General features: G+C 70.4%; 18 protein-coding genes. 17 read left to right on the top strand and 1 reads right to left on the bottom strand.

What is annotated here, in order from left to right:
- Window positions 1–36: 36 nt before the first annotated feature.
- Together AB0C20_RS16970 and AB0C20_RS16975 are read left to right on the top strand one after the other, a co-directional pair.
- The gene (locus tag AB0C20_RS16970) at window positions 37–846 is read left to right on the top strand and encodes an ABC transporter permease (protein WP_357568320.1); all 810 of its coding nucleotides are present in this window, start codon (window positions 37–39) and stop codon (window positions 844–846) included.
- A 63-nt stretch (window positions 847–909) separates the two neighbouring features.
- Entirely contained in the window at window positions 910–1,932 is a 1,023-nt protein-coding gene (locus AB0C20_RS16975; protein WP_357568321.1) for a YihY/virulence factor BrkB family protein, read from the top strand.
- A gap of 71 nt (window positions 1,933–2,003) precedes the next feature.
- On the opposite strand, the gene AB0C20_RS16980 is transcribed toward AB0C20_RS16975, so the two are convergent.
- Window positions 2,004–2,477, bottom strand: a complete 474-nt coding sequence (locus AB0C20_RS16980) for a hypothetical protein (protein WP_357568322.1) — start codon at window positions 2,475–2,477, stop codon at window positions 2,004–2,006.
- A 533-nt stretch (window positions 2,478–3,010) separates the two neighbouring features.
- Between AB0C20_RS16980 and AB0C20_RS16985 the strand changes: the two genes are divergently transcribed.
- From AB0C20_RS16985 to AB0C20_RS17055, 15 genes are all read left to right on the top strand, one after another.
- Window positions 3,011–4,189, top strand: a complete 1,179-nt coding sequence (locus AB0C20_RS16985) for an ROK family protein (protein WP_357181520.1) — start codon at window positions 3,011–3,013, stop codon at window positions 4,187–4,189.
- Window positions 4,190–4,322: 133 nt separating this feature from the next.
- Window positions 4,323–5,831 carry a sugar ABC transporter ATP-binding protein gene (locus AB0C20_RS16990; RefSeq protein WP_357568326.1) on the top strand — a complete coding sequence of 503 codons (1,509 nt, stop codon included), beginning with the start codon at window positions 4,323–4,325 and terminating at the stop codon, window positions 5,829–5,831.
- Window positions 5,828–6,955: an ABC transporter permease gene (locus AB0C20_RS16995; protein ID WP_357181517.1), complete on the top strand. Its 1,128-nt coding sequence runs from the start codon at window positions 5,828–5,830 to the stop codon at window positions 6,953–6,955. The genes AB0C20_RS16990 and AB0C20_RS16995 overlap by 4 nt, the downstream gene beginning before the upstream one ends.
- Before the next feature lie 98 nt (window positions 6,956–7,053).
- Window positions 7,054–8,106 (top strand): substrate-binding domain-containing protein, encoded by a 1,053-nt coding sequence (locus AB0C20_RS17000; protein WP_357181514.1) that lies wholly within the window; start codon window positions 7,054–7,056, stop codon window positions 8,104–8,106.
- A 21-nt stretch (window positions 8,107–8,127) separates the two neighbouring features.
- On the top strand, window positions 8,128–9,336 hold the full coding sequence (locus AB0C20_RS17005) for a Gfo/Idh/MocA family oxidoreductase (RefSeq protein ID WP_145792442.1): 1,209 nt from the start codon (window positions 8,128–8,130) through the stop codon (window positions 9,334–9,336).
- 572 nt (window positions 9,337–9,908) lie between these two features.
- On the top strand, window positions 9,909–11,075 hold the full coding sequence (locus AB0C20_RS17010) for an inositol-3-phosphate synthase (RefSeq protein WP_357568323.1): 1,167 nt from the start codon (window positions 9,909–9,911) through the stop codon (window positions 11,073–11,075).
- Window positions 11,059–12,018, top strand: a complete 960-nt coding sequence (locus tag AB0C20_RS17015) for an SCO3242 family prenyltransferase (RefSeq protein WP_357181507.1) — start codon at window positions 11,059–11,061, stop codon at window positions 12,016–12,018. Before AB0C20_RS17010 ends, AB0C20_RS17015 begins: the two co-directional genes overlap by 17 nt.
- On the top strand, window positions 12,015–12,941 hold the full coding sequence (locus AB0C20_RS17020) for a sugar phosphate isomerase/epimerase family protein (protein ID WP_357181503.1): 927 nt from the start codon (window positions 12,015–12,017) through the stop codon (window positions 12,939–12,941). Before AB0C20_RS17015 ends, AB0C20_RS17020 begins: the two co-directional genes overlap by 4 nt.
- 20 nt (window positions 12,942–12,961) lie before the next feature.
- The gene (locus tag AB0C20_RS17025; RefSeq protein WP_357568324.1) at window positions 12,962–13,570 is read left to right on the top strand and encodes an EboA domain-containing protein; all 609 of its coding nucleotides are present in this window, start codon (window positions 12,962–12,964) and stop codon (window positions 13,568–13,570) included.
- Window positions 13,571–14,428 carry a TatD family hydrolase gene (locus AB0C20_RS17030; protein WP_357181497.1) on the top strand — a complete coding sequence of 286 codons (858 nt, stop codon included), beginning with the start codon at window positions 13,571–13,573 and terminating at the stop codon, window positions 14,426–14,428. It begins immediately after the preceding gene.
- Window positions 14,428–15,627, top strand: coding sequence for a metabolite traffic protein EboE (eboE, locus tag AB0C20_RS17035; protein WP_357568325.1), 1,200 nt, complete (start codon window positions 14,428–14,430; stop codon window positions 15,625–15,627). Before AB0C20_RS17030 ends, eboE begins: the two co-directional genes overlap by 1 nt.
- Window positions 15,624–17,039, top strand: a complete 1,416-nt coding sequence (locus AB0C20_RS17040; protein ID WP_210783903.1) for a nucleotide pyrophosphatase/phosphodiesterase family protein — start codon at window positions 15,624–15,626, stop codon at window positions 17,037–17,039. Before eboE ends, AB0C20_RS17040 begins: the two co-directional genes overlap by 4 nt.
- Window positions 17,036–18,103, top strand: a complete 1,068-nt coding sequence (locus AB0C20_RS17045; RefSeq protein WP_112675806.1) for a polyprenyl synthetase family protein — start codon at window positions 17,036–17,038, stop codon at window positions 18,101–18,103. The genes AB0C20_RS17040 and AB0C20_RS17045 overlap by 4 nt, the downstream gene beginning before the upstream one ends.
- Before the next feature lie 219 nt (window positions 18,104–18,322).
- Window positions 18,323–21,178, top strand: a complete 2,856-nt coding sequence (locus AB0C20_RS17050; protein WP_357181490.1) for a PQQ-dependent sugar dehydrogenase — start codon at window positions 18,323–18,325, stop codon at window positions 21,176–21,178.
- Between the two features lie 75 nt (window positions 21,179–21,253).
- Window positions 21,254–23,362, top strand: a complete 2,109-nt coding sequence (locus AB0C20_RS17055) for a ThuA domain-containing protein (RefSeq protein ID WP_357181487.1) — start codon at window positions 21,254–21,256, stop codon at window positions 23,360–23,362.
- The last annotated feature ends 249 nt before the right edge of the window (window positions 23,363–23,611 follow it).

Genomic DNA, 23,611 nt, shown 5'->3' on the forward strand with positions numbered 1-23,611 from the left:
TGAACAGCAACCCGAAGAGCAAGCAGAGAGGGTGTCGTGGTCACGCTGATCCTGCCCCGGCTGGTCGACGTCTCCGCCGCGTCCCGACGGTCGGCGTCGGTGTTCGAGCGCAACGTCGCGGCGCTGAAGCCGGTCTACTGGCTGCTGCTGCTCTCCGGCTTCGTGGAGCCGCTGCTCTACCTGCTGTCCATCGGGGTGGGCGTCGGCGCGCTGGTCGGCGACCTGCCGTTGCCCGGCGGGCGGCTGGTCTCGTACGCCGAGTTCGTGGCCCCGGCGATGCTCGCCTCCTCGGCGATGACCGGGGCGATCTCGGAGACCACATTCAACTTCTTCGGCAAGATGAAGTACATGAAGCTGTACGACGGGGTGATCGCCACCCCGGTACGGCCGTTCGAGATCGCGGTGGGCGAGTTGGGTTGGGCGATGCTGCGGGGAAGCGCCTACTCGGCGGCGTTCCTCGGTGTGATGGTGGCGCTGGAGTTGACAAGCGTCACCCGCGCGCTGACCACTCTCCCGGCCGCAGTGCTTGTCGGGTTCGCGTTCGGGGCGCTCGGCATGGCGATCTCCACCTTCATGCGCAGTTGGCAGGATTTCGACCTGATGGCCTCCGCGCAGTTCACGCTCTTCCTCTTCTCCGGCACCTTCGTTCCGGCGCAGGCCTACCCGACAGTGCTGCACTGGCTCGTCGAGATCACCCCGCTGTACCGGTCGGTGCACCTGATCCGCGGGCTCGCGCTGGGCGGTGATGGCTGGCTCTGGCTGCTCGACGTGCTCTACCTGCTGGCGATGATGGCGGTCGGTCTGCTGGTGGCCTCTCGTCGAATGGCGAGGTTGCTCTACAAGTAGGGGTTATCCGCGCCCGTCGACGGGGCATGTCCGGAGGTGACACCGCGACCAGGAGGAGGGGCGATGACCTCGGACGAGTCTTCCGCCCAGCGTGAGCGTGATCCGGCCACCACGCCGGTCGGGCCCGACGCGGGCCCGGACAGCCCCACCGACCTGCCCGGCAGTGGCTGGAAGGCGGCGATGCGCCGGACGATCACCGAATTCCAGGACGACAGCCTGACCGACTGGGCGGCGGCGCTGACCTACTACGGGGTGCTGTCCATCTTCCCCGGCGTGCTGGTGCTGATCTCCCTGCTCGGCCTGCTCGGCGAGAGCGCCACCGAGGGTGTCAAGGACACCGTGAACCAGGCGGTGCCGAACGACAGCATCCAGAAGATCATCGAGGGCGCGATCGACACCGCGGACCGCAACGGTGGCCTGGCCAGCATCGCCGCGATCATCGGTCTGGTGGCCGCGTTCTGGTCGGCCTCCGGTTACATCGGCGCGTTCATGCGCGCCTCCAACACCATCTACGACGTGCCGGAAGGCCGGCCGATCTGGAAGACCCTGCCGATCCGACTCGGCGTGACAGCGGTGATCGGCGTGCTGCTGCTGGCCAGCGCGGTGATCGTTGTCTTCACCGGCCGCCTCGCCGAATCGGTCGGTGATGTGATCGGGCTCGGCTCGACGGCTGTCGCGGTGTGGGACATCGCGAAGTGGCCGGTGCTGCTGATCCTGGTCAGCCTGATGTTCGCGATCCTCTACTGGGCCTCGCCGAACGCGCGGCACGGCGGCTTCCGCTGGGTCAGCCCGGGCGGGGTGCTGGCCGTGGTGATCTGGCTGGTGATCTCCGGCCTGTTCGCCTTCTACGTGAGCAACTTCAGTTCGTACGACAAGACGTACGGGACGCTGGCCGGGGTGATCATCTTCCTGGTGTGGCTGTGGCTGAGCAACATCGCGATCCTGCTGGGGGCGGAGTTCGACGCCGAGTTGGAGCGTGGCCGCGCCATCTCGGCCGGACACGCGGTGGACGACGAGCCGTACGTCGAGCTGCGCGACGACCGCAAGCTCAAGAAGAAGCACAACCAGCGCGGCTCGGTCGGTTGAGGCGACGCGTCGGTGGCTGCCGGACCCGTGCCGGCCCGGCAGCCACTGATGCGCCTATTCGGAGCCGATCGTTAACTGCAGGCTGAAGTGAGGCACCAGCCGTTGAGCGTGACCACTTGCAGGTCGTTCACCTTGTGCCAGCCCGGGTAGTATTTGTTACCCACGCTGTCGTAGTAAATGTAACCGCTGGGCACCTGGAATCCGTCGGTGTCCCGGAATTCGTAGTAGTACCTCGAGTCGGATGCGCTGCCCTGGCCAGCCGGCAGCCACATCGTCTTGCTGTTGGTCGGCCAGTTTCCCGAGAGCTTGATGGATCGGCCGAGCCGGTTCTTCACCTCGCCGCAGAAGATCCCGGCGGTGCAGTTCCCAAGGGTGCCAAAGTCGCCCTCAGCAGCGCTGTAAGCGGCCTGCCGGACGGGCGCCGCAGCGGCGACACCAAGCTCGGAGCCCTTCGGGGATGGTGCCGCCTGGGCTGCCGATGGCGAGAGCAGCGCGACGAACGCTACTGCGGACACGGCCGCGACAAAGCGCGTCGGTCGATTCATTGGGGTCCTTCCCGTCGGGGTGTTCGGGCACGACAGAACGGAAGGTCATCGCGATTAGGGAATTGCGGTGCGCGACTCGCCCCGTAGCTGTCGATGCCCAGGAACGTTAACGACCACGTAGACGACTGTCAACGTCCTTTGCAATTGCCGCGACGGTGGAGTCGACGATTCGGGCGGGCTGCGAGTGTCCGCCTCGATGGCGTAATCGCTGCTCGAGGGCATCGATACCGATTGACACCGATGATGGCCGATGGCGACGACACTCGCCCGTCGGGAGGGCGTGGAGGTCGACGTCGCCGCAGTGCGGGTGGGGGCGGGGCTCGCCCGGTCGGTGGGTGCCGGTACGGCGAGGGTGCGCAGCGAAGCCGGTCCATCCCGTCGCAAGCGCGACCGAAACTTCTGTCCGTTTGAGCAAAAGTTAGCGTCGGAACAGCCGAAGCTCTGGACAGGCGATCCGACCGCTCTTACTGTGTCGGACACAACACATCGACATTGCGTCGATGTGAACGCTGCCAAAGAAGAGGGGGCTCCGGGTGCGCACCGTCGACCCCCTACACGTGCGCCTGTTGCGGCTGCTCCGCGACGAGGGCGCAGTGTCCCGGGCGGAGCTGGGCGACCGGCTCCAGATGCCGCGTCCGCGCATGCTGGCCGAGCTGGATCGCCTGGTGACGCTGGGCTATGTGGCCGAGGCCGGGCTCGCCGCATCCCGAGGTGGGCGTCGCTCGACTCTCGTCGAGCTGAACCCGAAGCTGCGCTTCGCCGCCGTCGACCTCGGTGCCAGTTCGATGGACGTCGAGGTGGTCAACGGCCGCCTCGAACCGGTGGCCCACTACGCCGAGACTGCCGACATCCGCAACGGCCCGAAGGTGACCCTGCAACGGGTCAACGAACTTCTGCACAAGGCCCGGGTCGACGGCGCGTACGAGCGACTGGACGCGGTCGGCATCGGCGTACCCGGCCCGGTCAGCTTCCGCGACGGCACGCCGGTCTCACCACCGATCATGCCGGGCTGGGACCGGTTCCCGGTGCGTGAGCTGCTCAGCCGGGAGCACGGCTGCCCGGCGGTGGTCGACAACGACGTCAACATCATGGCGATCGGCGAGCGGCACGGTGGGGTCGCCCACTCGGTGGACGACTTCCTCTTCGTGAAGATCGGCACCGGCATCGGGTGCGGCATCTACCTCACCGGCGAGGTCTACCGAGGCACCGACGGCTGTGCCGGCGACATCGGCCACATCCAGGTCGACTCGCACGGTCCGATGTGCTCCTGCGGCAACGTCGGTTGCCTGGAGGCGCTGTTCAGCGGCGCCGCGCTGGCCAAGGACGCCGCGGCCGCCGCCCGCAGTGGGACGTCGCCGGCGCTGGCCGAACGGCTGGCGCTGCGCGGTGTCGTCACTGCGCTGGACGTCGCCGAGGGCGCTGTCGAGGGCGACGTGACCTGCATCCAGTTGATCCGGGACGGCGGACGGCGCGTCGGCGGAGTGCTCGCCGGCCTGGTCAGCTTCACCAACCCTTCCATGATCGTGATCGGCGGAGGGCTGGCCCAGCTGGGCCACATCCTGCTCGCCGAGATCCGCAGTGTGGTCTACCGCCGGTCACTGCCGCTGGCGACCGGCAACCTTCCCGTCGTCCTGTCCGAGCTGGGCGGCCGCGCCGGTGTCACCGGCGCGGCGGTCCTCGCGAGCGACGTCGCCTTCGGGGAAGCCGCATGAAGCTGTTCGAGATTCCGTCGTGAGCGAGGAGGAGACTGTGGCTCTGCCCGAGGATGACCCCGCCACCGCGTCGGCCGAGGCCGTCGCCGAGGCGCCGCTGGTCGAGGCTCCCGCCGACACCGTCGCGGGCGAGGTGGTCCTGCGCCTCACCGATCTGGTGAAGACCTTCCCCGGCGTACGCGCGCTCGACGGCGTGCAGCTGGAGGTGCGTGCCGGCGAGGTGCACTGCCTGCTCGGGCAGAACGGCGCCGGCAAGTCCACCCTCATCAAGGTGCTCGCCGGGGTGCACCAACCGGATTCCGGGCAGGTGGAGTGGCGCGGTGAGCCGGCCACGTTCGCCAACCCGCAGGCCGCCATGAAGGCGGGCATCGCCACGATCTACCAGGAGCTCGACCTCGTCGAGGATCTGTCGGTGGCGGAGAACGCGTTCCTCGGGCACGAGTACCGCAACTTCGGTTTCGTCCGGCGCGGCCGGATGGCCCGGCACACCCGGCAGATCCTCAGCCGGCTCGGCCACGGTGAGATCCCGCCGGGGCGCATGGTCCGGTCCCTGCCGGCGGCCGGCAAGCAGATCGTCAGCATGGCGCGGGCGCTGTCGCACGAGGCCCGACTGATCATCATGGACGAGCCGAGCGCGGTGCTGGCCCACGACGAGGTCGGCAACCTGTTCCGGATCATCCGAGAGCTGACCGCGCAGGGCATCGCCGTCATCTACATCTCCCACCGCTTGGAGGAGATCCGCGAGATCGGCGACCGGGTCACCGTACTCAAGGACGGCCGGACCACGGCGGCGAACCTGCCGGCGCGTGACACCCCGACCCGCGACCTGGTGAGCCGGATGACCGGCCGCACCATCGAGTACGTCTTTCCGGACCGGCCGACCGACGACACCGCAGGCGCCGACCTGCTCCAGGTGCAGGGGTTGACCCGCACTGGCGAATTCGCCGACGTGTCGCTGAACGTGCGTGCCGGGGAGATCGTGGGTATCGCGGGGCTGGTCGGCTCCGGTCGTTCCGAACTGCTGGAGACGATCTACGGTGCCCGCCTCCCGGAGGCCGGCACTGTGCAGATGGACGGGAAGGTCCTCCGGCCCGGCGTCGGCGCGGCGGTTCGCGCCGGCATGGGAATGGCCCCGGAGGAGCGCAAGAGCCAGGCGTTGCTGCTCGGCGAGCCGATCTACCGCAACGTCACGCTGGCCACCTTCGGCCGGTACGCGCGGCTCGGTTTCACCAACGCCGCCAAGGAACGCGCCGAGGCGGACCGGATCGCGGAGACCCTGGAGCTGCGGCCCCGGGACGTGGACCGGCCGGTGCGCACGCTGTCCGGCGGCAACCAGCAGAAGGTGGTGGTCGGGCGTTGGCTGCTCGGCGGCACCAAGTTGCTGCTTCTCGACGAGCCGACCCGAGGCGTGGACGTGGGCGCCCGGGCCGAGCTCTACCAGGTCATCCGGGCATTGGCCGCTCAGGGCGTGGGGGTGCTGCTGGTCTCCAGCGAGGTGCCCGAGGTGCTGGGTCTGGCCGACCGGGTGCTGGTGATGCGGGAAGGGCGGGTCGTCCGCGAAGCCGCGGCCGGCGAACTCGACGAGAACACTGTGCTTGACCTCGTGATGGCGGGGTCCTTGATGGAAGGCGCACCGGCATGAGCGACGCGACTCCCACTCCCACCGCGACACCGGAGCGCCCGCAGCTTCCGGCGCAGTCGCCGCCGGTGGACCCGGCGGAGACGGCGGTGGCCAATAACAAGGCAGGATCCGGGGGCAAGCTCTCCTGGTGGCGCGGTGACGGTGGCGACGGCGCCAAGCGCAACCTCGGTCTGATCGGGGTGCTCGCCGCGCTCATCGTGGTCGGCGCGGTCACCAAGCCCGACCTGTACGGCGACCCGAACTGGGTCTGGAACAACGTCCTGGCCATTCTCCAGTTGGCCTCGGTCGTCGGCGTGGTCACCGTCGGGATGACCTTCGTGATCATCGGTGGTGGCATCGACCTGTCGGTCGGCGCGATCGTCGCGCTGGCCGGGGTCTGGTGCACCACAGTGGCCACCCAGAGCTACGGCGCCGGCGGCATGATCTTCGCCGCCCTCGCTGTCGGCGTCTGCGTCGGCCTCGTCAACGGTGTGCTCATCTCGTACGGGCGGCTGGTTCCCTTCATCGCGACGCTCGCGATGCTGGTGGCCGCGCGAGGGCTCGCGGCGTCGATCTCCAACAAGCAGACCCAGGTGTCGAGCAGCACCTTCATCAACGACATCGCCGCGCGCAAGGTGATCGGGATCCCGATCCTGGTCTACATCCTCGGCGCTGTCGTGCTGGCCGGTTGGGTGGTGCTCAACCGCACGACCTTCGGCCGGCGGACCATCGCCGTCGGTGGTAACCCGGAGGCGGCGCGGCTGGCCGGCATCAACGTCCGGCGACACACCATGCTGCTCTACGCGCTCTCCGGTCTCTGCTGCGGTATCGCCGCCATCATGCTCACCTCGCAGGCGACCTCGGCGCAGGCGGCGATGGCCAACCTGTACGAGTTGGACGCGATCGCCGCGGCGATCATCGGCGGGACGCTGCTCAGCGGCGGCCGGGGCACGATCGTCGGCTCGCTGCTCGGCGTCATCATCTTCGCCACCATCACGAACCTCTTCGCCATCAACGGCCTCTCCATCGAGGCGCAGAACATGGTCAAGGGCGGCATCATCGTCGCCGCCGTCCTGGTCCAGCAGTTCCAGTTCAAGTCAGTCACTCGGCTCCTCGCGCGGAACAGGGTCACCACCGCAACCTGACGCACCGCACCGTTGTCCTGGCGACGTCGAGAACGTTCGACGCTGGCCGGGCCTCGCACACCCTCAATAAGTCAAATCCCGCTCCCAGGAGGTCATTCATGACCCAGCACAGTCGCGACCTGTCGCGCCGCCGGTTGCTCTTCGGTGGAGCCGCAGTGGGCGCTGCCACCCTTCTCACTGCCTGCACCAGCAACGAGACCCCGGCCGCCAGCACCCAGACCAAGGCCGCCGGAAACACCGAAGGCAACAACGCCCCGGGCAAGAAGGTCGTCATCGGCTTCTCCGCCCCGGCCGCCGACCACGGCTGGATGGGCGCGATCCACGCCAACGCCAAGGCCCAGGCCGCTGCCTACTCGGACGTGGAGTTCAAGGAGGTCGACGGCGGGTCGAACTCCGAGGCCCAGCGCTCCACGCTCGGCACGCTGGTCGCCCAGAAGCCGGACATCATCGTCGTGCTGCCGCACGACGGCAAGGAGGTCAACGCCGTTGCCCTCCAGGCGATGCAGGCGGGCATCCCGATCGTGAACCTCGACCGGGCGTTCCCCGACGCGCTGGCCTCGCGGCTGGTCATCAAGGGCGACAACTACGGCATGGGTGTCTCGGCCGGGCACTACATCGGCAAGATGCTCAAGGACAAGGGCGTCGCCAACCCGGTCATCGGTGAGATCGCCGGTCTGGAGATCCCGCTGACCGTCGAGCGCAGCGAGGGCTTCAAGGCCGCCCTGGCGACCTACGGGTTCACCGTGCGGAACCGTCGTTCGGCCGAGTTCACCTCGGACAGCGGTCAGCGTGAGGCGTCCCAGCTGCTCCAGGCGCTGCCGAAGATCGACGCCATCTGGAACCACGACGACGACCAGGGCATCGGTGTGCTCGCGGCCATCAAGCAGGCCAACCGGTCGGAGTTCTTCATGGTCGGCGGCGCGGGCTCCAAGCTCGCGATCGACGCCATCAAGGCCGACAACACCGTGCTGAAGGCCACTGTCACCTACAACCCGTCGATGGCCTCCTCGGCGGTCTCGCTCGCGCGGCTCATCGCGCAGGGTCGTGGCCTGGGCGACCTGACGGAGCTGCAGGTGCCCAAGGAAGTGACCCTGGCCTCGGAGACGATCACCAAGGAGAACGCGAGCAGCTACGACAAGCTCGGGTTCTGACATACCGGGGGGAGACCCACCTTGTCCACGACAGACAAAGAACTGCGGGTCGGCATGGTCGGCTACGCGTTCATGGGCGCCGCGCACTCACAGGCGTGGCGCACCGTGAACCGCGTCTTCGACCTGCCGGCGCGGGCCCGGATGGCGTTGATCTGCGGCCGAGACACAGCGAAGGTGGCTGACGCCGCCGACACACTCGGCTGGGACGCGTACACCACCGACTGGCGTGACCTGATCAACCGGGACGACATCGACGTTGTCGACATCTGCACCCCGGGTGACAGTCACGCCGAGATCGCTCTCGCCGCGTTGGCCGCAGGCAAGCACGTTCTGTGCGAGAAGCCGTTGGCCAACTCGGTGGAGGAGGCACGGGCGATGACCGCTGCGGCGGACGTCGCCCGGGCCGCCGGAGTGCGGTCGATGTGCGGGTTCAACTACCGCCGGGTCCCCGCGGTCACGATGATGCGCCAGTTGGTCGCCGACGGACGGCTCGGGGTGATTCGACACGTCCGTGCGACGTACCTGCAGGACTGGATCGTGGACCCGCAGTTCCCGCTGGTCTGGCGGTTGCAGAAGGACAGGGCGGGCTCCGGCGCGCTCGGTGACATCGGCGCGCACATCATCGACCTGACCCAGTTCGTCACGGGTCAGCGGATCAGCGGCGTCAGCGCGGTCACCGAGACCTTCGTCAAGGAGCGGCCGTTGCCGGCCGAGTCGAGCGGTCTGGCGGCCTCGGTGGACGGCCACACGGCGCCCACCGGGACTGTCACTGTCGACGACGCCGCGGTCTTCGTGGCGCGGCTCGACGGTGGCGCCCTGGCCACGTACGAGGCGAGTCGGTTCGCGACCGGCCGTAAGAACGCGCTGCGCGTCGAGATCAACGGCTCGCTGGGCAGTGTGGTCTTCGACCTGGAGCGCCTCAACGAGCTGGAGTTCTACGACGCGACCCGCCCGGCCGTGGAGCAGGGCTTCAGCCGCATCCTGGTGACCGAGGGCGAGCACCCGTACATGTCGGCGTGGTGGCCCCCGGGCCACATCATCGGCTACGAGCACTCGTTCACGCACGAGATGCGCGATTTCATCGAGGCGGTCGCCACCGGTGTCGACCCGACTCCCTCCTTCGCCGACGCGTTGCAGGTCCAGCTGGTGCTGGACGCGGTGGCCCGCTCGGCGGAGCTCGGCTCCTCCTGGGCCGAGGTGGAACCGACGCTGACAGCGGCGGCCGTCTGACCATTGACCATCCGCGACGGCGGTGATCGCACCGCCGTCGCCCGACCGGCTTTCCGAAGCCGACCGGCGAGGGACCAGCCACGGATTGCGCCCCGTGGCCGGGACAGAGGTCGGCGTCGGAGAGCGTGCAGCCGGGCCCTACGGCCCGGTGGCGCACGAGCAGGACGGTCGTCCGGTGCGACCGGACCGGGATTCCCCGGCCGCACCGGAGGACCGCCACCACCGGGAAAGTTCCGGAGCACCTGATAGCACCGCCCGTCGCGGCGGCCTGAGACGCCCGGCCGGGGCATGCCAATGCCCCGACCGGCCGGATGCGGGGGAGGCAGGGTCGAGACGCCGACCCGACCCTGCCTACCAGCCCCGTCTGCTCGCACCTGCCGGGATCCGGTCCGGCGTCGTCGCCGCCGACGCCGACGTCGGAAGCCGGTGCTGTTCCGGTGCGGGGCGAGCGGACGGGGCCCATCCACCCGGCCCGAAACTTTCCGAAACCTGGCCGTATCTTTCCGAAACATATTCTGATATTCCTATATTTAGCGGTACCGACGGTTCCTCGTGATTGGGGAAGGAGCACCATGCGAACAGGTGTCTGGCTGGTAGGAGCGCGAGGTTCCGTCGCGACCACCAGCATCGTCGGGGGGCTCGCGCTGCGGGCCGGCCTGGCCGGGCCGACCGGCTGCGTCACCGAGCTTCCCGAGCTGCGCGGCCCAGCCCTGCCGGCCTTCGCCGATCTGGTCTTCGGCGGACACGACCTGGCCACCACTCCGCTGTGCAAGCGCGCCGAGGCCCTCGCTGACGCCGGTGTCATCCCCTGGCGACTGGTCGCCGCGCTCCGCGACGAACTGGGCGTGGTCGAGCAGGAGCTGCGCCCCGCGCCGGTCGGCGACACCCAGGCCGACCGGGCCGAGGCCGTGGTCCGCGACCTGACCAGCTTCCGCGAGCGGCACGAGCTGGACCGGGTGGTCGTGGTCAACGTCTCCGCCACCGAGCCGGCCCCTGAACCGCACCCCGCGCACGCCGACCCGGCCGCGCTACGCGCCGCCCTCGACGGTTCGGACGAGGTGCTGCCGGTCAGCTCCCTCTACGCGTACGCCGCAGTGCTCGCCGGCTGCCCGTACGTCGACTTCACCCCGTCCACCGGGCTGCGGCTGCCGGCGCTGGCCGCGCTGGCCGAGGAGGCCCGACTGCCGTACGCCGGACACGACGGCAAGACCGGGGAGACCCTGGTCAAGTCGGTGCTCGCGCCGATGTTCGCGATGCGCAACCTGGCCGTGGGCTCCTGGTCCGGGGTCAACCTGCTCGGCGGTGGCGACGGCGCCACCCTCGCCGACCCGGCCGCGAACGCGGCCAAGGTGCAGAGCAAGCAGCGGGTGCTCGGCGAGACGCTGGGCTACGTCCCGCAGGGCGGCACCCGCATCGAGTACGTCGAGGAGCTGGGCGACTTCAAGACCGCCTGGGATCTGATCACCTTCAGCGGATTCCTCGGCACCGGCATGCGGATGGAGTTCACCTGGCACGGCTGCGACTCCGCGCTGGCCGCGCCGCTGGTGCTCGACCTGGCCCGACTCACCGCCGCCGCGCACGCCGCCGGGCAGGTGGGGCCGTTGGCCGACCTGGGCTTCTTCTTCAAGGACCCGCTGGGCACGCCCACCCACTCGCTGGGCGAGCAGTGGGCCCGGCTGACCGCCTTCACCCGGCAACTGAACGACGGCGGGAACGGTGACCATGACAACGTTGGCTGATCTGGCCGAGTTGGTCCGGGCGCCGGCCGCGCTCTCGGTGCCCGGTGACGTGATCGCCGGGGCCGCGGCGGCCGGCGCGCTGAGCCCGCGTACCCCCGCCCTGGCCGGCGCTTCGGTGCTGCTCTACTGGGCCGGCATGGCCGCCAACGACTGGGCCGACCGGCGTCTGGACGCCGAGGAGCGGCCCGAGCGGCCGATCCCGAGCGGGAGGATCACCCCGGCCGCCGCTGTCGGTCTCGCGGCGGGCCTCACGGCCGCTGGCGTGGGCCTGGCCGCCGCCGCGGGCGGTCGCCGCGCCGTCGCGCTGGCCGTGCCGCTGGCCGCCACCATCTGGGGGTACGACCTGCTGGCCAAGAACACCGCGGCCGGCCCGGCCGTGATGGCCGCCTGCCGAGGGTTGGACGTGCTGCTCGGCGCGTCCGGCGGCCGGATGACCCGGGCGTTGCCGGCGGCGGCCACCGTCGCCGCGCACACCTGGACGGTCACCGCGCTGTCCCGCCGGGAGGTCACCGGCGCCGACGCCACCCTGCCGATGCGGACCCTCGCTGGCACCGCGTTGGTCGCCGTCAGTGCCGCCGTCGCCGTGCCGGGCGCCCGACGCGCGGCCCTCCGCACGACGAACCAGGCCGGGGCCACCGACCGGGCCGACACCGTCGACGAGACCGGTGCGCGCGCTGGTCGCAGCCGGTCGGCCACCATCGCGGCGGTGCTGCCCGCAGTGCTGGCCGGCTGGTACGCCGCCCGGTACGGCGCGGCCCAGGCCGAGGTCGTCCGGGACCCGTCGGCCGGGCGGGTCCGCGCTGCCGTCGGCGCCGGGATCACCGGGTTGCCGGCCCTCCAGGGCGCTCTCACCGCACGTGGTGGAGCGGGTCTGCTCGGGGTGGCCGTCGCGGCGGCCGCGCCGCTGGGTCGACGGCTGGCCCGGAAGGTCTCCCCGACATGAACGTCCCCGAGCCCCGGCCCGGTGCGTCGGCCGCCGACGCCACCACGCTGCGCCTCGGGTACGGCACGAACGGCTTCGCCAACCACCGCCTCGACGACGCGCTCGCCGTCATCGCCGACCTCGGCTACGACGGGGTGGCGCTCACCCTGGACCACGACCACCTGGACCCGTTCGCGCCCGGGCTCACCCGCCGGGTCGCCGCGGTCGGCCGACGGTTGGAGTCGCTGGGCCTGGGGGTGGTCATCGAGACCGGTGCCCGCTACCTGCTCGACCCGTGGCAGAAGCACGCCCCGACGTTGCTGCACGACGACCCGACCCGGCGGATCGAGTTCCTGCGCCGGGCCGTGCGGATCGGCGCCGACCTGGGCGCGGAGGCGGTCTCGTTCTGGGCGGGTGTCCGACCCGAGGCGGTGTCACAGCAGTGCGCCTGGGACCGGCTGGTGGCTGGCTGCGCCACAGTGGTCGACGCGGCCGACACCGCCGGCGTCACAGTCGGCTTCGAACCGGAGCCGGGCATGCTGGTGCAGGACATCGCGGACTGGCGTCGGCTGCACGCCGCTCTCGACAACCCGGCCTGCTTCGGCATCACCCTCGACATTGGCCACTGCCGGTGCCTGGAGCCCTGGCCGGTGCCGCAGTGCGTCGCCGAGGTGGCCGACCACCTGGTCAACGTGCAGATCGACGACATGCGCCGAGGCGTGCACGAGCACCTGGAGTTCGGCGTCGGCGAGATCGACTTCCCGCCGGTGCTGGCCGCGCTGCGCGACGCCGGCTACCGCGGCCTGGTCGCCGTCGAGTTGCCCCGCGACTCGCACGCCGCACCCGCCGTGGCCGCCCGGTCGATCGAGTTCCTGCGTGCCGCCGCACTGGCCGGCCGCACGAAGGACGAACTGCCCGCAGACATTCCTGGGGTGCCTGCGTAGCAACAAGGGGAGGAGACGGGATGACACCGGATTCACTACGGGCCGCGCTGGGAGGCGTACCCGATCCCGAATGGCTGGACACGGCCCTGCGCCGGCTCAGCACCGAGCCCACCGCGATCACCCGGCTCTTTCCCGCCGCCGGCCGACGCTGCGGACGGGCCGCGCTGCCCGACGCCCCCGGCTGGACCGCCGACGACGCGGCCCGGGTGCTGCTGCTCACCAGCCTGCCCGGCGAGCACGCGGCGTACGCCGAGCGCCTCTACCAGCACGGTGACGCGGCCGAGCGACGAGCCGTGCTGCGTGCCCTGCCACTGCTGCCGATCGGCGCCGACGGGGTTCCGTTGCTGCACGACGCGATCCGGACCAACGACACCCGGCTGGTCGCCGCCGCGCTCGGCCCGTACGCCCGGCACCTCGACCAGGCCGCCTGGCGGCAGGCGGTGCTCAAGTGCGTCTTCAGTGGCGTCCCCCTGGCGACCGTGGCCGACCTGGACACCCGGGCCGACGGCGAGCTGACCGCGATGCTGGCCGCGCTGGCCGCCGAACGGCACGCCGCCGGCCGGGAGCTGCCCGCCGACGCCAACGACCTGCTCCACCGGCTCACCGCCGCACTGCCCCAGGAGGCGTGAATGCGCATCTTCGACCCCCACATCCACATGACCTCGCGCACCACCGACGACTACGAACGGATGGCAGCCGCCGGAGTGCGCGCGGTGGTGGAGCCGGCGTTCTGGCTGGGCCAGCCGCGCACCAGCGCCGCCTCGTTCACCGACTACTTCGACTCGTTGATCGGCTGGGAGCCGTTCCGGGCCGGGCAGTTCGGGGTGCGCCACTTCGCCACCATTGCCCTGAACCCCAAGGAGGCCAACGACCCGCGCTGCCGGCCGGTCCTCGACCTGCTGCCCCGCTACCTGGACAAGGACGCGGTGGTGGCGGTCGGCGAGATCGGGTACGACTCGATGACGCCCGAGGAGGACGAGGCGTTCGCGGCGCAGCTCGCCCTCGCTGTGGCGTACGACCTGCCGGCGCTGGTGCACACCCCGCACCGGGACAAGGCGCGCGGCTGCGAGCGGACCCTCGCCGTGGTCGCCGAGTCCGGCATCGACGCGGGTCGGGTGGTCGTCGACCACCTCAACGAGGTGACGGTGAAGCTGGTCCGCGACAGCGGCTGCTGGCTGGGTTTCTCCATCTACCCGGACACCAAGATGACCCCGCAGCGGATGGTGGAGTTGCTGCGGGAGTACGGCACGGATCGGATGCTGGTCAACTCGGCAGCCGACTGGGGGCGCTCCGACCCGCTGCTGACCCGAGCCACCGGCGAGGCGATGCTCGCTGCCGGCTTCAGCGACGACGACGTCGACAAGGTGCTGTGGCGAAACCCGGTGGAGTTCTACGGGCAGTCGGGGCGGCTCGACCTCAGCGACCTGGAGGCAGCCGCCGCCGTGGACCCGCAGACCGGCAACTCGATCCTGCGCGGCGGTAGCTGATGCGGCTGCGACATGCCGGCGGTGAGACCGTCCACCTGAGCTACTGCACGAACGTGCACCCGGCCGAGGACCTGGCCGGCATCCTCGGTCAACTGGACACCTACGCGGTGCCGGTCCGCGAGACGCTCGGCAGCGATCTGCTCGGGCTCGGCCTGTGGCTGGCCGCCCCGGTCGCCGCCGAGCTGGCCGCCGACCCGACGCTACGCCGCCGGTTGCGCAGCGAGCTGGACGCGCGCGGCCTGGAGGTGGTCACCCTCAACGGCTTCCCGTACGCGGCCTTCCAGGCCCCGGTGGTGAAGCAGGACGTGTACCACCCGGACTGGACCACCGAGCAGCGCCTGACCTACACCCTCGACCTGGCCCGGGTGCTCGCCGACCTGCTGCCCGACGACGCCGCTCGAGGTTCGATCTCCACGCTGCCGCTGGCCTGGCGTTCACCGTGGGACACCGACCGGGCCGACGCGGCGCGGCGCCGGCTGGACCAGCTCGCCGCCGGCCTGGCCGACGTGCAGCGGGACACCGGCCGTGAGGTGCGCGTCGCCTTCGAGCCGGAGCCCGGCTGTGTGGTGGAGAGCACCGGTCAGGCAGCGGCGTTGCTGTCCGGAATGGACACCGAACGGCTGGGTGTCTGCGTCGACCTCGCCCACCTGGCCTGCGCCTGGGAGGAGCCGGCCGAGGCGCTGCACCGACTGCGGGCGGCCGGACTGCCGGTGGTGAAGGTGCAGGTCTCCGCCGCCGTCGAAGCCGCCGACCCGGAGGGCGGGGCCGAGGCGTTGCGCCGCTGGGTGGAGCCGCGCTTCCTGCACCAGACCCGGGGCGCCGGTTGCGCCGGTGTGGCCGACCCGGCCGACCCGGCGTACGCGGCCGACGACCTGGACGAGGCGCTGGACCGGGCGCTGCCCGGGCCGTGGCGGGTGCATTACCACGTGCCTTTGCACGCACCACCCGAGGAGCCGCTCGGCTCGACCCTGCCGGTGCTTCGCGCGGCCCTGAGAGCGCTCTTCGACGGCCCGACGGCCGGCTGCGACCACCTCGACGTCGAGACGTACACCTGGGGGGTGCTGCCGGCCGCCCGACGGCCCGGCACCGACGCGGAGCTGGCCGCCGGCATCGCCGCGGAGCTGGCGTTCGCCCGGGACGAACTGGTCGGCCTCGGCCTGACCGCAGAGCGAACCGTGAGTATGGGAGTGACGCGATGAGCCGGCGACTGGTGGTCCTCGACGTGGTGGGGTTGACGCCCCGACTACTGGCCCACATGCCTCGACTGCGGGGAGTCGCCGACGGCGGCTTCCGGGCCGAGCTGGGCACGGTGCTGCCCGCCGTCACCTGCTCGGTGCAGTCCACCTTCCTCACCGGCGAGCAGCCCAGCGGGCACGGGATCGTCGGCAACGGGTGGTATTTCCGCGAGCTGGGCGAGGTGCTGCTGTGGCGGCAGCACAACGCGCTGGTCGGCGGGGACAAGCTCTGGCAGGCCGCCCGCCGGGCCGAACCGGGCTACACGGTGGCCAACGTCTGCTGGTGGTACGCCATGGGCGCCGACGTCAACTGGACGGTGACACCCCGCCCGGTCTACTACGCCGACGGTCGTAAGGAGCCGGACTGCTACACCGACCCGCCGGAGCTGCACGACGCGCTCACCGGGCGGCTGGGCACCTTCCCGCTCTTCACCTACTGGGGGCCGACCGCCGGGTTGCCGTCGTCGCGGTGGATCTGCCAGGCGGCCGAGCAGATCCTCGCCGACGTGTCACCCGACCTGACCCTTGTCTACGTTCCGCACCTGGACTACGACCTGCAACGCTTCGGTCCCTCGTCGGCCCAGGCCGCCGCGGCGGCAGCCGAGCTGGACGCGGTGCTCGGCCCCCTTCTGGACGCCGCCCGGGCCCGGGACGCCACAGTGGTGGTGCTGTCGGAGTACGGCATCACCGACGTGTCCCGGCCGGTGGACGTCAACAGGTTGCTGCGCGCCGAGGGCCTCTTGCGGGTGCACACCCAGGCGGGCATGGAGTACCTCGACCCGTGGACGTCGAAGGCGTTCGCTGTCGCCGATCACCAGATCGCGCACGTCTACGTCAAGGATCCGGCCGACGTGCCCGCGGTGGCGAAGCTCTGCGCCGGCCTGCCCGGGGTGGCCGAGGTGCTCGACGCCGAGGGCAAGGCCGCACACGGACTGGACCATCCGCGCGCCGGTGAGCTGGTGCTGGTGGCCGAGCCGGACGCCTGGTTCACCTACTACTACTGGCTGGACGACGCCCAGGCACCGGACTTCGCCCGGCTGGTGGAAATTCACCGGAAGCCGGGCTACGACCCGGCGGAGCTGTTCTTCGACCCGGCGAACCCCGGTGCCGCGAAGGCTCGGGCCGGGGTCGCGCTGGCCCGCAAGAAGCTCGGCATGCGGTACCTGATGAGCGCTGTCGGCCTCGATGCCGGCGCGCGGGCGGTACGGGGCTCGCACGGGCGACTGCCGGACGATCCGGCGGACGGCCCGGTGCTGCTCTGCTCCGACCCGACAGCGGCCCGGGACAAGATCGCGGCGACCGAGGTCAAGGCGCTGCTGCTGGAACTGGCCGGGCTGAGCCCCGGCGGTGCCGGCGGGTCGGGGGAGGGTTCATGACGGTCACCGTCGCGCCCACCGACGCCAGCGAGCTGCGGGCGCGTTTCGACGCCGAGTTGGCCGGGTTTCTCAGCCGGCAGGGCCCGGACTGGCCGGACGGAGCGCCGCGCGGCGTGTTCACCGCGCTGCAACGGTTCGTGCTGGCCGGTGGCAAACGGCTACGACCGCTGTTCTGCTACTGGGGTTGGCGCGGCGCGGGGGCGGCCGACGGCACCCCGATCGTGGTGGCGGCGGCGGCCCTGGAGCTGTTCCACGCGTTCGCGCTGATCCACGACGACATCCTGGACGGCAGCGACCGCCGTCGGGGTGAGCCGTCGGTGCACCGGCTCTTCGCCGACCTGCACGCCCGCTCCTCGTGGCGCGGTGACCCTGAGGCGTACGGCCGAAACACGGCGTTGCTCTGCGGGGACCTCTGCGCGGCCTGGTCGGATCAGATGTTCCACGAGTGCGGGCTGAGCACCGAGCAGGTGCACCGGGGCTACGGCGTGTTCGCGCTGATGCGTACCGAGGTGATCGCGGGGGAGTACCTGGACCTGGTCTCGGGTGTGGGTGACGGCTCGGTGGCCAGCGCGCTCACGGTGATCCGGATGAAGGCTGCCCGGTACACGGTCACCCGGCCGTTGCAGATCGGTGCGGCCCTGGCCGGCGCGGGGCCGGAGCTGATCGCCGCGTTGGGCGAGTTCGGTGACCCGCTGGGTGACGCGTTCCAGCTCCGCGACGACGTCCTGGGCGTGTTCGGTGACCCGGCGGTGACCGGGAAGTCGGTCCTGGACGACCTACGTGAGGGCAAGCCCACTGTCATGATGGCGCTGGCCCGCAGCGCCGCCGACCGGCCGCAGACCATCCGGCTGCGGGAGCTGTTCGGCAACCCGGCGTTGGACGCCGAGGGCGCGGCGGAGCTGCGCGACATCATCGAGGCGACCGGCGCGCGGGAGCGGATCGAGCAGATGATCCGGGTCCGGACCGAGGCCGCGCTCTCCGCCCTGCAGAACGCCATGGTGGCCGACGAGGCCCGCGCGGCCCTGGTTGCGCTGGCCGGGCAGGCGATCGACCGACGCGCCTGACCGGCGACTTTCGATCAAATCGACAAAAGTTGATGCTGAACCGCCGGAAGGTATGGACACATCGACACGTGCGACTTAGTGTCGTGACCAACACGACAATGTTTCGTCGAGGTGAACCGGCGGCGCGGTAACCCATCGACCCCCCCACCACCGCTACGGCATCCGGCGCGACGGCGCGCGCCCGGCCTGGCAGTCACACGTCAGGAAGGGACAGCACAAATGTCCATGAAGGACGCTCCGAGACAACGGTCCCGACGATGGTTCTCCGCCGGATCCGCGCTGCTGCTGGCGGTCGCCGCCGGCACTGTCACCTTCGCCGCCGGCTCGGCCCCCGCCCAGGCACACACGATCGTCGCCAGCGACTTTCAGCAGGTCGAGCTGGCTCGCGGCGTGACCGACATGGGTGAGCCGATGTCGCTGGCGGTGCTCCCGGACCGCTCGGTCCTGCACACCGCCCGCAACGGCACCCTGCGCCGCACCGACGCCAACGGCACCACCTCCGTGATCGGCACCCTGTCGGTCTACCAGCACGACGAGGAGGGGTTGCAGGGCGTCGGGATCGACCCGGGCTTCGCCAGCAACCGCTACATCTACCTCTACTACGCGCCGCCGCTCTCCACCCCCGGCGGCGACGCGCCGGCCACCGGCACCGACTTCTCGGCCTGGAACGGCGTCAACCGGCTCTCCCGGTTCACCCTCAACTCGGACTTCACGCTCAACCAGTCCAGCAAGGTCGACGTGCTCGACGTCCCGGCCAGCCGGGGTGTGTGCTGCCACGTCGGTGGAGACATCGACTTCGACGCCGCCGGCAACCTCTACCTGTCCACCGGCGACGACACCAACCCGTTCGAGTCCTCCGGCTACTCGCCGCTGGACGAGCGGACCAACCGCAACCCCGCGTACGACGCGCAGCGCAGCGCCGGCAACACCAACGACCTGCGTGGCAAGATCCTGCGGATCAAGGTGAACGCCAACGGCACGTACTCCATCCCGTCGGGCAACCTGTTCGCCCCCGGCACGGCCCAGACCCGGCCGGAGATCTACGCGATGGGGTTCCGCAACCCGTTCCGAATCAGCGTGGACAAGGCCACCGGCGTGGTCTACGTCGGTGACTACGGGCCGGACGCCGGCTCCACCAGCTCCACCCGCGGGCCGTCCGGTCAGGTGGAGTTCAACAGGGTCGCGGCACCGGGCAACTACGGCTGGCCGTACTGCACCGGCACCAACACCAGCACCGAGACGTACAACGAGTTCGACTTCGCTACCAGCGCCAGCGGCGCGAAGTACAACTGCACCGGCGGGCCGACAAACAACTCGTTCCGCAACACCGGCCGGACCACCCTGCCGCCGGCCCAGCCGGCCTGGATCCGGTACGCCGGCGACGCCGGTACCCCGACCGAGTTCGGCGGCGGCTCCGAGTCGCCGATGGGCGGCCCGGTCTACCGGTACAACGCCTCGTCGACCTCCACCACCAAGTTCCCGCAGTCGTTCGACGGGCAGTTCTTCGCCACCGAGTTCGGCCGGGGCTGGATCAAGCCGATCCACGTCAACTCCGACGGCTCCCGGGGCACCATCGACACCTTCCCCTGGGTCGGCAAGCAGGTGATGGACTCGGCGTTCGGCCCGGACGGCGCGTACTACGTGCTCGACTACGGCACCGGCTACTTCAACGGTGACGCCAACTCGGCGCTCTACCGCTTCGACTACGTCGGCGGCGGCAACCGGGCGCCCACCGCGAAGGCCAGCGCCAACCGCACCTCCGGCGCGGCTCCGCTCGCTGTGACGTTCTCCTCGGCCGGCTCGGCCGACCCCGAGGGCGGCGCGTTGACCTACTCGTGGGCGTTCGGTGACGGGACCACCTCGACCGCCGCCAACCCGACGAAGACCTACAGCGCCAACGGCACCTACACCGCCACGCTGACGGTGCGCGACCCGCAGGGCGCCACCGGCAGCAGCAGCGTGCAGATCAGCGTCGGCAACACCGCGCCCACCGTCACGATCAACAACCCGGGCAACGGTCAGCTGTTCGGCTTCGGAGACACGGTGGCATACAGCATCACCGTGACCGACCCGGAGGACGGCACCATCGACTGCACGAAGGTCAAGATGACCTACGTGCTCGGGCACGACCAGCACGGGCACCAGATCACCTCGAAGACCGGCTGCTCGGGCTCGATCACCATCCCGGTCGACGGTGAGCACGACGACGCGGCGAACATCTTCGCGATCTTCGACGCCGAGTACACCGACGCCGGTGGGCTGACCACGCACACCCAGCACACGCTGCCGCCGCGGCACCGCCAGGCCGAGTTCTACGGCACCTCGTCGGGGGTCAACGTGTTCAGCAAGACCCCGGCCGAGGGTGGCAAGACCGTCGGCGACATCAACAACGGTGACTGGATCGCGTTCCAGCCGTACCGGCTGGGCAACGTGACCTCGTTCAACGCCCGGGTCTCCTCGGCGGGCGCCGGTGGCACCCTCCAGGTCCGGGCCGGCTCGGCCACCGGCACCGTGCTCGGCTCGGCCACGGTCCCGGTGACCGGCGGCTGGGAAACCTTCACCACTGTCACCGGGACGATCAGCAACCCGCCGACCGGCACGACCACGCTCTACCTGACCTTCGCCGGGTCGGGCACCGGGGCGCTCTACGACCTGGACGCCTTCACCTTCGTCACCGGGACGCCCCCGGCCGGTGGGGCCGGGGCGATCAAGGGCCTCGGCGGCAAGTGCCTGGACGTGCGCAACGCCGCCACCGCCGACGGCACGCAGATCCAGATCTACACCTGCAACGGCAGTGCCGCGCAGACCTGGGCGGTCACCCCCAACTCCACGATCAAGTCGTTGGGTAAGTGCCTGGACGTGTCGGGCGGCGCCACCGCCGACGGCACCAAGATCCAGCTCTGGACCTGCAACGGGACCGCCGCGCAGAACTGGGCCGCCCAGGCCGACGGCACGCTTCGCAACACGTCGTCGGGCAAGTGCCTCGATGTCTCCGCCAACAGTTCCGCTGACAGCACGGTGGTCCACCTCTGGACCTGCACCGCCGCCGCCAACCAAAAGTGGACCCTGCCCTGAGCTGGCGGGAGGGGCCCTTCGACAGCGCCTAGTGTGAGGCGAGGGGCCCCTCCTAACCGCAATTAGGAGAGCGATATGCGCAGACGCCTGCGACCCGTCCTCGGTGCGGCCATGGCCGCACTCGCCGTCATCGCCTGCACCACCCCGGCCACCCCGGCCAGCGCCGCCGACGCCCCGTACGACGTGCTGGTCTTCTCCAAGACCGCTGGTTTCCGGCACGACGCGATCCCGGTCGGCATCCAGACCATCCGCGACCTGGGCGCGGGGAACAACTTCACAGTCACCGCGACCGAGGACGCCGCCGCGTTCACCACGAGCAACCTCAACCAGTACGAGGCTGTCGTCTTCCTCAACACCACCGGCGACGTGCTCAACGCCAGCCAGCAGACCGCCTTCGAGTCGTACATCGGCTCCGGCCGCGGATACGTGGGTGTGCACGCCGCAGCCGACACCGAGTACGACTGGCCGTTCTACGGCAACCTCGTGGGGGCGTGGTTCGCCTCGCACCCCGCGATCCAGCAGGCCAACATGAAGGTGGAGGACCGGGGCCACGCGGCCACCGCTCACCTGCCGCAGACCTGGACCCGCACCGACGAGTGGTACAACTACCGCACCAACGCCCGGTCGAGCGCCCACGTGCTGGCCACCCTCGACGAGTCGTCGTACTCCGGCGGCGGGATGGGCGCCGACCACCCGCTGAGCTGGTGCAAGAGCTACAGCGGCGGCCGGTCCTTCTACACCGGCGCGGGGCACACCCAGGCGTCGTACGCGGAGGCGGGTTTCCGGAACCACCTGCTCGGCGGAATCCGGTACGCCTCCGGCCGGAGCAAGGCCGACTGCCGGCCCGAGACCGGCTACACCCCGCTGTTCAACGGCTCGACGGCCGGTTGGTCACAGGCCGGCCCGGGCAGCTTCACCAACACCGACGCCACCCTGACCTCGGTCGGCGGCATGGGACTGTACTGGTACAACGCCAAGCAGTTCACCAACTACTCGCTGAAGATGGACTGGAAGCTGGCCGGTGACGACAACTCCGGCATCTTCATCGGGTTCCCACCGTCGAGTGACCCCTGGTCGGCGGTCGACAACGGGTACGAGATCCAGATCGACGCCACCGACGCGGCCGACCGCACCACCGGCGCGGTCTACACCTACAAGTCCGCCGACATCGCCGCCCGTGACGCGGCGCTGAACGCGGCGGGGGAGTGGAACACGTACGAGCTGCTGGTCGAGGGCGAGCGGCTGCAGATCTTCCTCAACGGGGTGAAGATCAACGACTTCACCAACACCAACCCGGTGCGCTCGCTGGCCGGTCACATCGGCATCCAGAACCACGGCACCGGTGACGACGCCTCCTTCCGCAACATCCGGATCAAGGAGCTGGGCACCACGCCGCCGCCCACCGGCACGATCCAGGCCGAGGCGTTCAGCTCGGCCAACGGTGTCTCCGCGTTCACCAAGGCGGGCGCCAACGGCGGGCAGACCGTCGGCTACATCGACCCGGGTGACTGGGCCGCGTACAACGGGGTCAACCTGGCCGGGGTCACCTCGTTCACGGCCCGGGTCGTCTCCGGCGGCGCGGGTGGCGCCATCCAGGTGCGTACCGGTTCGGCCACCGGCCCGGTGCTCGGCACTGTCGCGGTGCCCAACACCGGCAGTTGGACGACCTACGCCAACGTCTCCACGGCGCTGTCCAACGTCCCGTCCAGCACCCAGAACCTCTACCTCACCTTCACCGGTAGCGGCACGGGGCTCTTCGACCTGGACGACTTCACACTGGTGAAGGGCGGTGGGGGCGGCACCGGTGTCGGCCCGATCAAGGGTCTCGCCGGCAAGTGCCTGGACGTGCGCAACGCCGCCACCGCCGACGGCACCCAGATCCAGCTCTACACCTGCAACGGCAGCACGGCGCAGACCTGGACCGTGACGCCGAACTCGACGATCAAGGCGCTCGGCAAGTGCCTGGACGTCTCCGGAAGCGGCACCGCCGACGGCACCAAGATCCAGCTCTGGACCTGCAACGGCAGCGGCGCGCAGAACTGGGCTGCCGCCTCCGACGGCACCCTGCGCAACCCGTCGTCGGGCAAGTGCCTGGACGTCTCCGGCAACAACTCCGCCGACAGCACCGTCGTGCACCTCTGGACCTGCCTCAACGCGGCCAACCAGAAGTGGACCCTGCCCTGACCGACTGATCCCCTGACCCCCTGACAGCGGAGGGGCCGCGGCTCACGTCGTCGGCCCCTCCGGCCCAGCCGGCCTGACCGCCGACGTGCTCCCGGCTGACGTGCCCGGTCGACGTCCCCCGCCGAACGGTCGCATCGTCGAAGCGCGACGAGCGGTGTCTCCAACGAGCGTGATGCCTCTGAGTCATCTTGATGACAGTGTGGCATCAAGTCGACTGTGCCTCGCTGTCGGCCGGCCCGGGACCGGCAA

The organism is Micromonospora sp. NPDC048843, assembly GCF_040649965.1.
GTDB classification, from domain to species: Bacteria; Actinomycetota; Actinomycetes; order Mycobacteriales; family Micromonosporaceae; genus Micromonospora; species Micromonospora hortensis.

Excerpts from the sequence above, each read along its gene's own strand:
- AB0C20_RS16975 (WP_357568321.1), top strand. The coding sequence starts at position 910 with ATGACCTCGGACGAGTCTTCCGCCCAGCGTGAGCGTGATCCGGCCACC.
- AB0C20_RS16980 (WP_357568322.1), bottom strand. The coding sequence starts at position 2,477 with ATGAATCGACCGACGCGCTTTGTCGCGGCCGTGTCCGCAGTAGCGTTC.
- AB0C20_RS16995 (WP_357181517.1), top strand. The coding sequence starts at position 5,828 with ATGAGCGACGCGACTCCCACTCCCACCGCGACACCGGAGCGCCCGCAG.
- AB0C20_RS17000 (WP_357181514.1), top strand. The coding sequence starts at position 7,054 with ATGACCCAGCACAGTCGCGACCTGTCGCGCCGCCGGTTGCTCTTCGGT.
- AB0C20_RS17010 (WP_357568323.1), top strand. The coding sequence starts at position 9,909 with ATGCGAACAGGTGTCTGGCTGGTAGGAGCGCGAGGTTCCGTCGCGACC.
- AB0C20_RS17015 (WP_357181507.1), top strand. The coding sequence starts at position 11,059 with ATGACAACGTTGGCTGATCTGGCCGAGTTGGTCCGGGCGCCGGCCGCG.
- AB0C20_RS17020 (WP_357181503.1), top strand. The coding sequence starts at position 12,015 with ATGAACGTCCCCGAGCCCCGGCCCGGTGCGTCGGCCGCCGACGCCACC.
- AB0C20_RS17025 (WP_357568324.1), top strand. The coding sequence starts at position 12,962 with ATGACACCGGATTCACTACGGGCCGCGCTGGGAGGCGTACCCGATCCC.
- AB0C20_RS17030 (WP_357181497.1), top strand. The coding sequence starts at position 13,571 with ATGCGCATCTTCGACCCCCACATCCACATGACCTCGCGCACCACCGAC.
- eboE (WP_357568325.1), top strand. The coding sequence starts at position 14,428 with ATGCGGCTGCGACATGCCGGCGGTGAGACCGTCCACCTGAGCTACTGC.
- AB0C20_RS17040 (WP_210783903.1), top strand. The coding sequence starts at position 15,624 with ATGAGCCGGCGACTGGTGGTCCTCGACGTGGTGGGGTTGACGCCCCGA.
- AB0C20_RS17045 (WP_112675806.1), top strand. The coding sequence starts at position 17,036 with ATGACGGTCACCGTCGCGCCCACCGACGCCAGCGAGCTGCGGGCGCGT.
- AB0C20_RS17050 (WP_357181490.1), top strand. The coding sequence starts at position 18,323 with ATGTCCATGAAGGACGCTCCGAGACAACGGTCCCGACGATGGTTCTCC.
- AB0C20_RS17055 (WP_357181487.1), top strand. The coding sequence starts at position 21,254 with ATGCGCAGACGCCTGCGACCCGTCCTCGGTGCGGCCATGGCCGCACTC.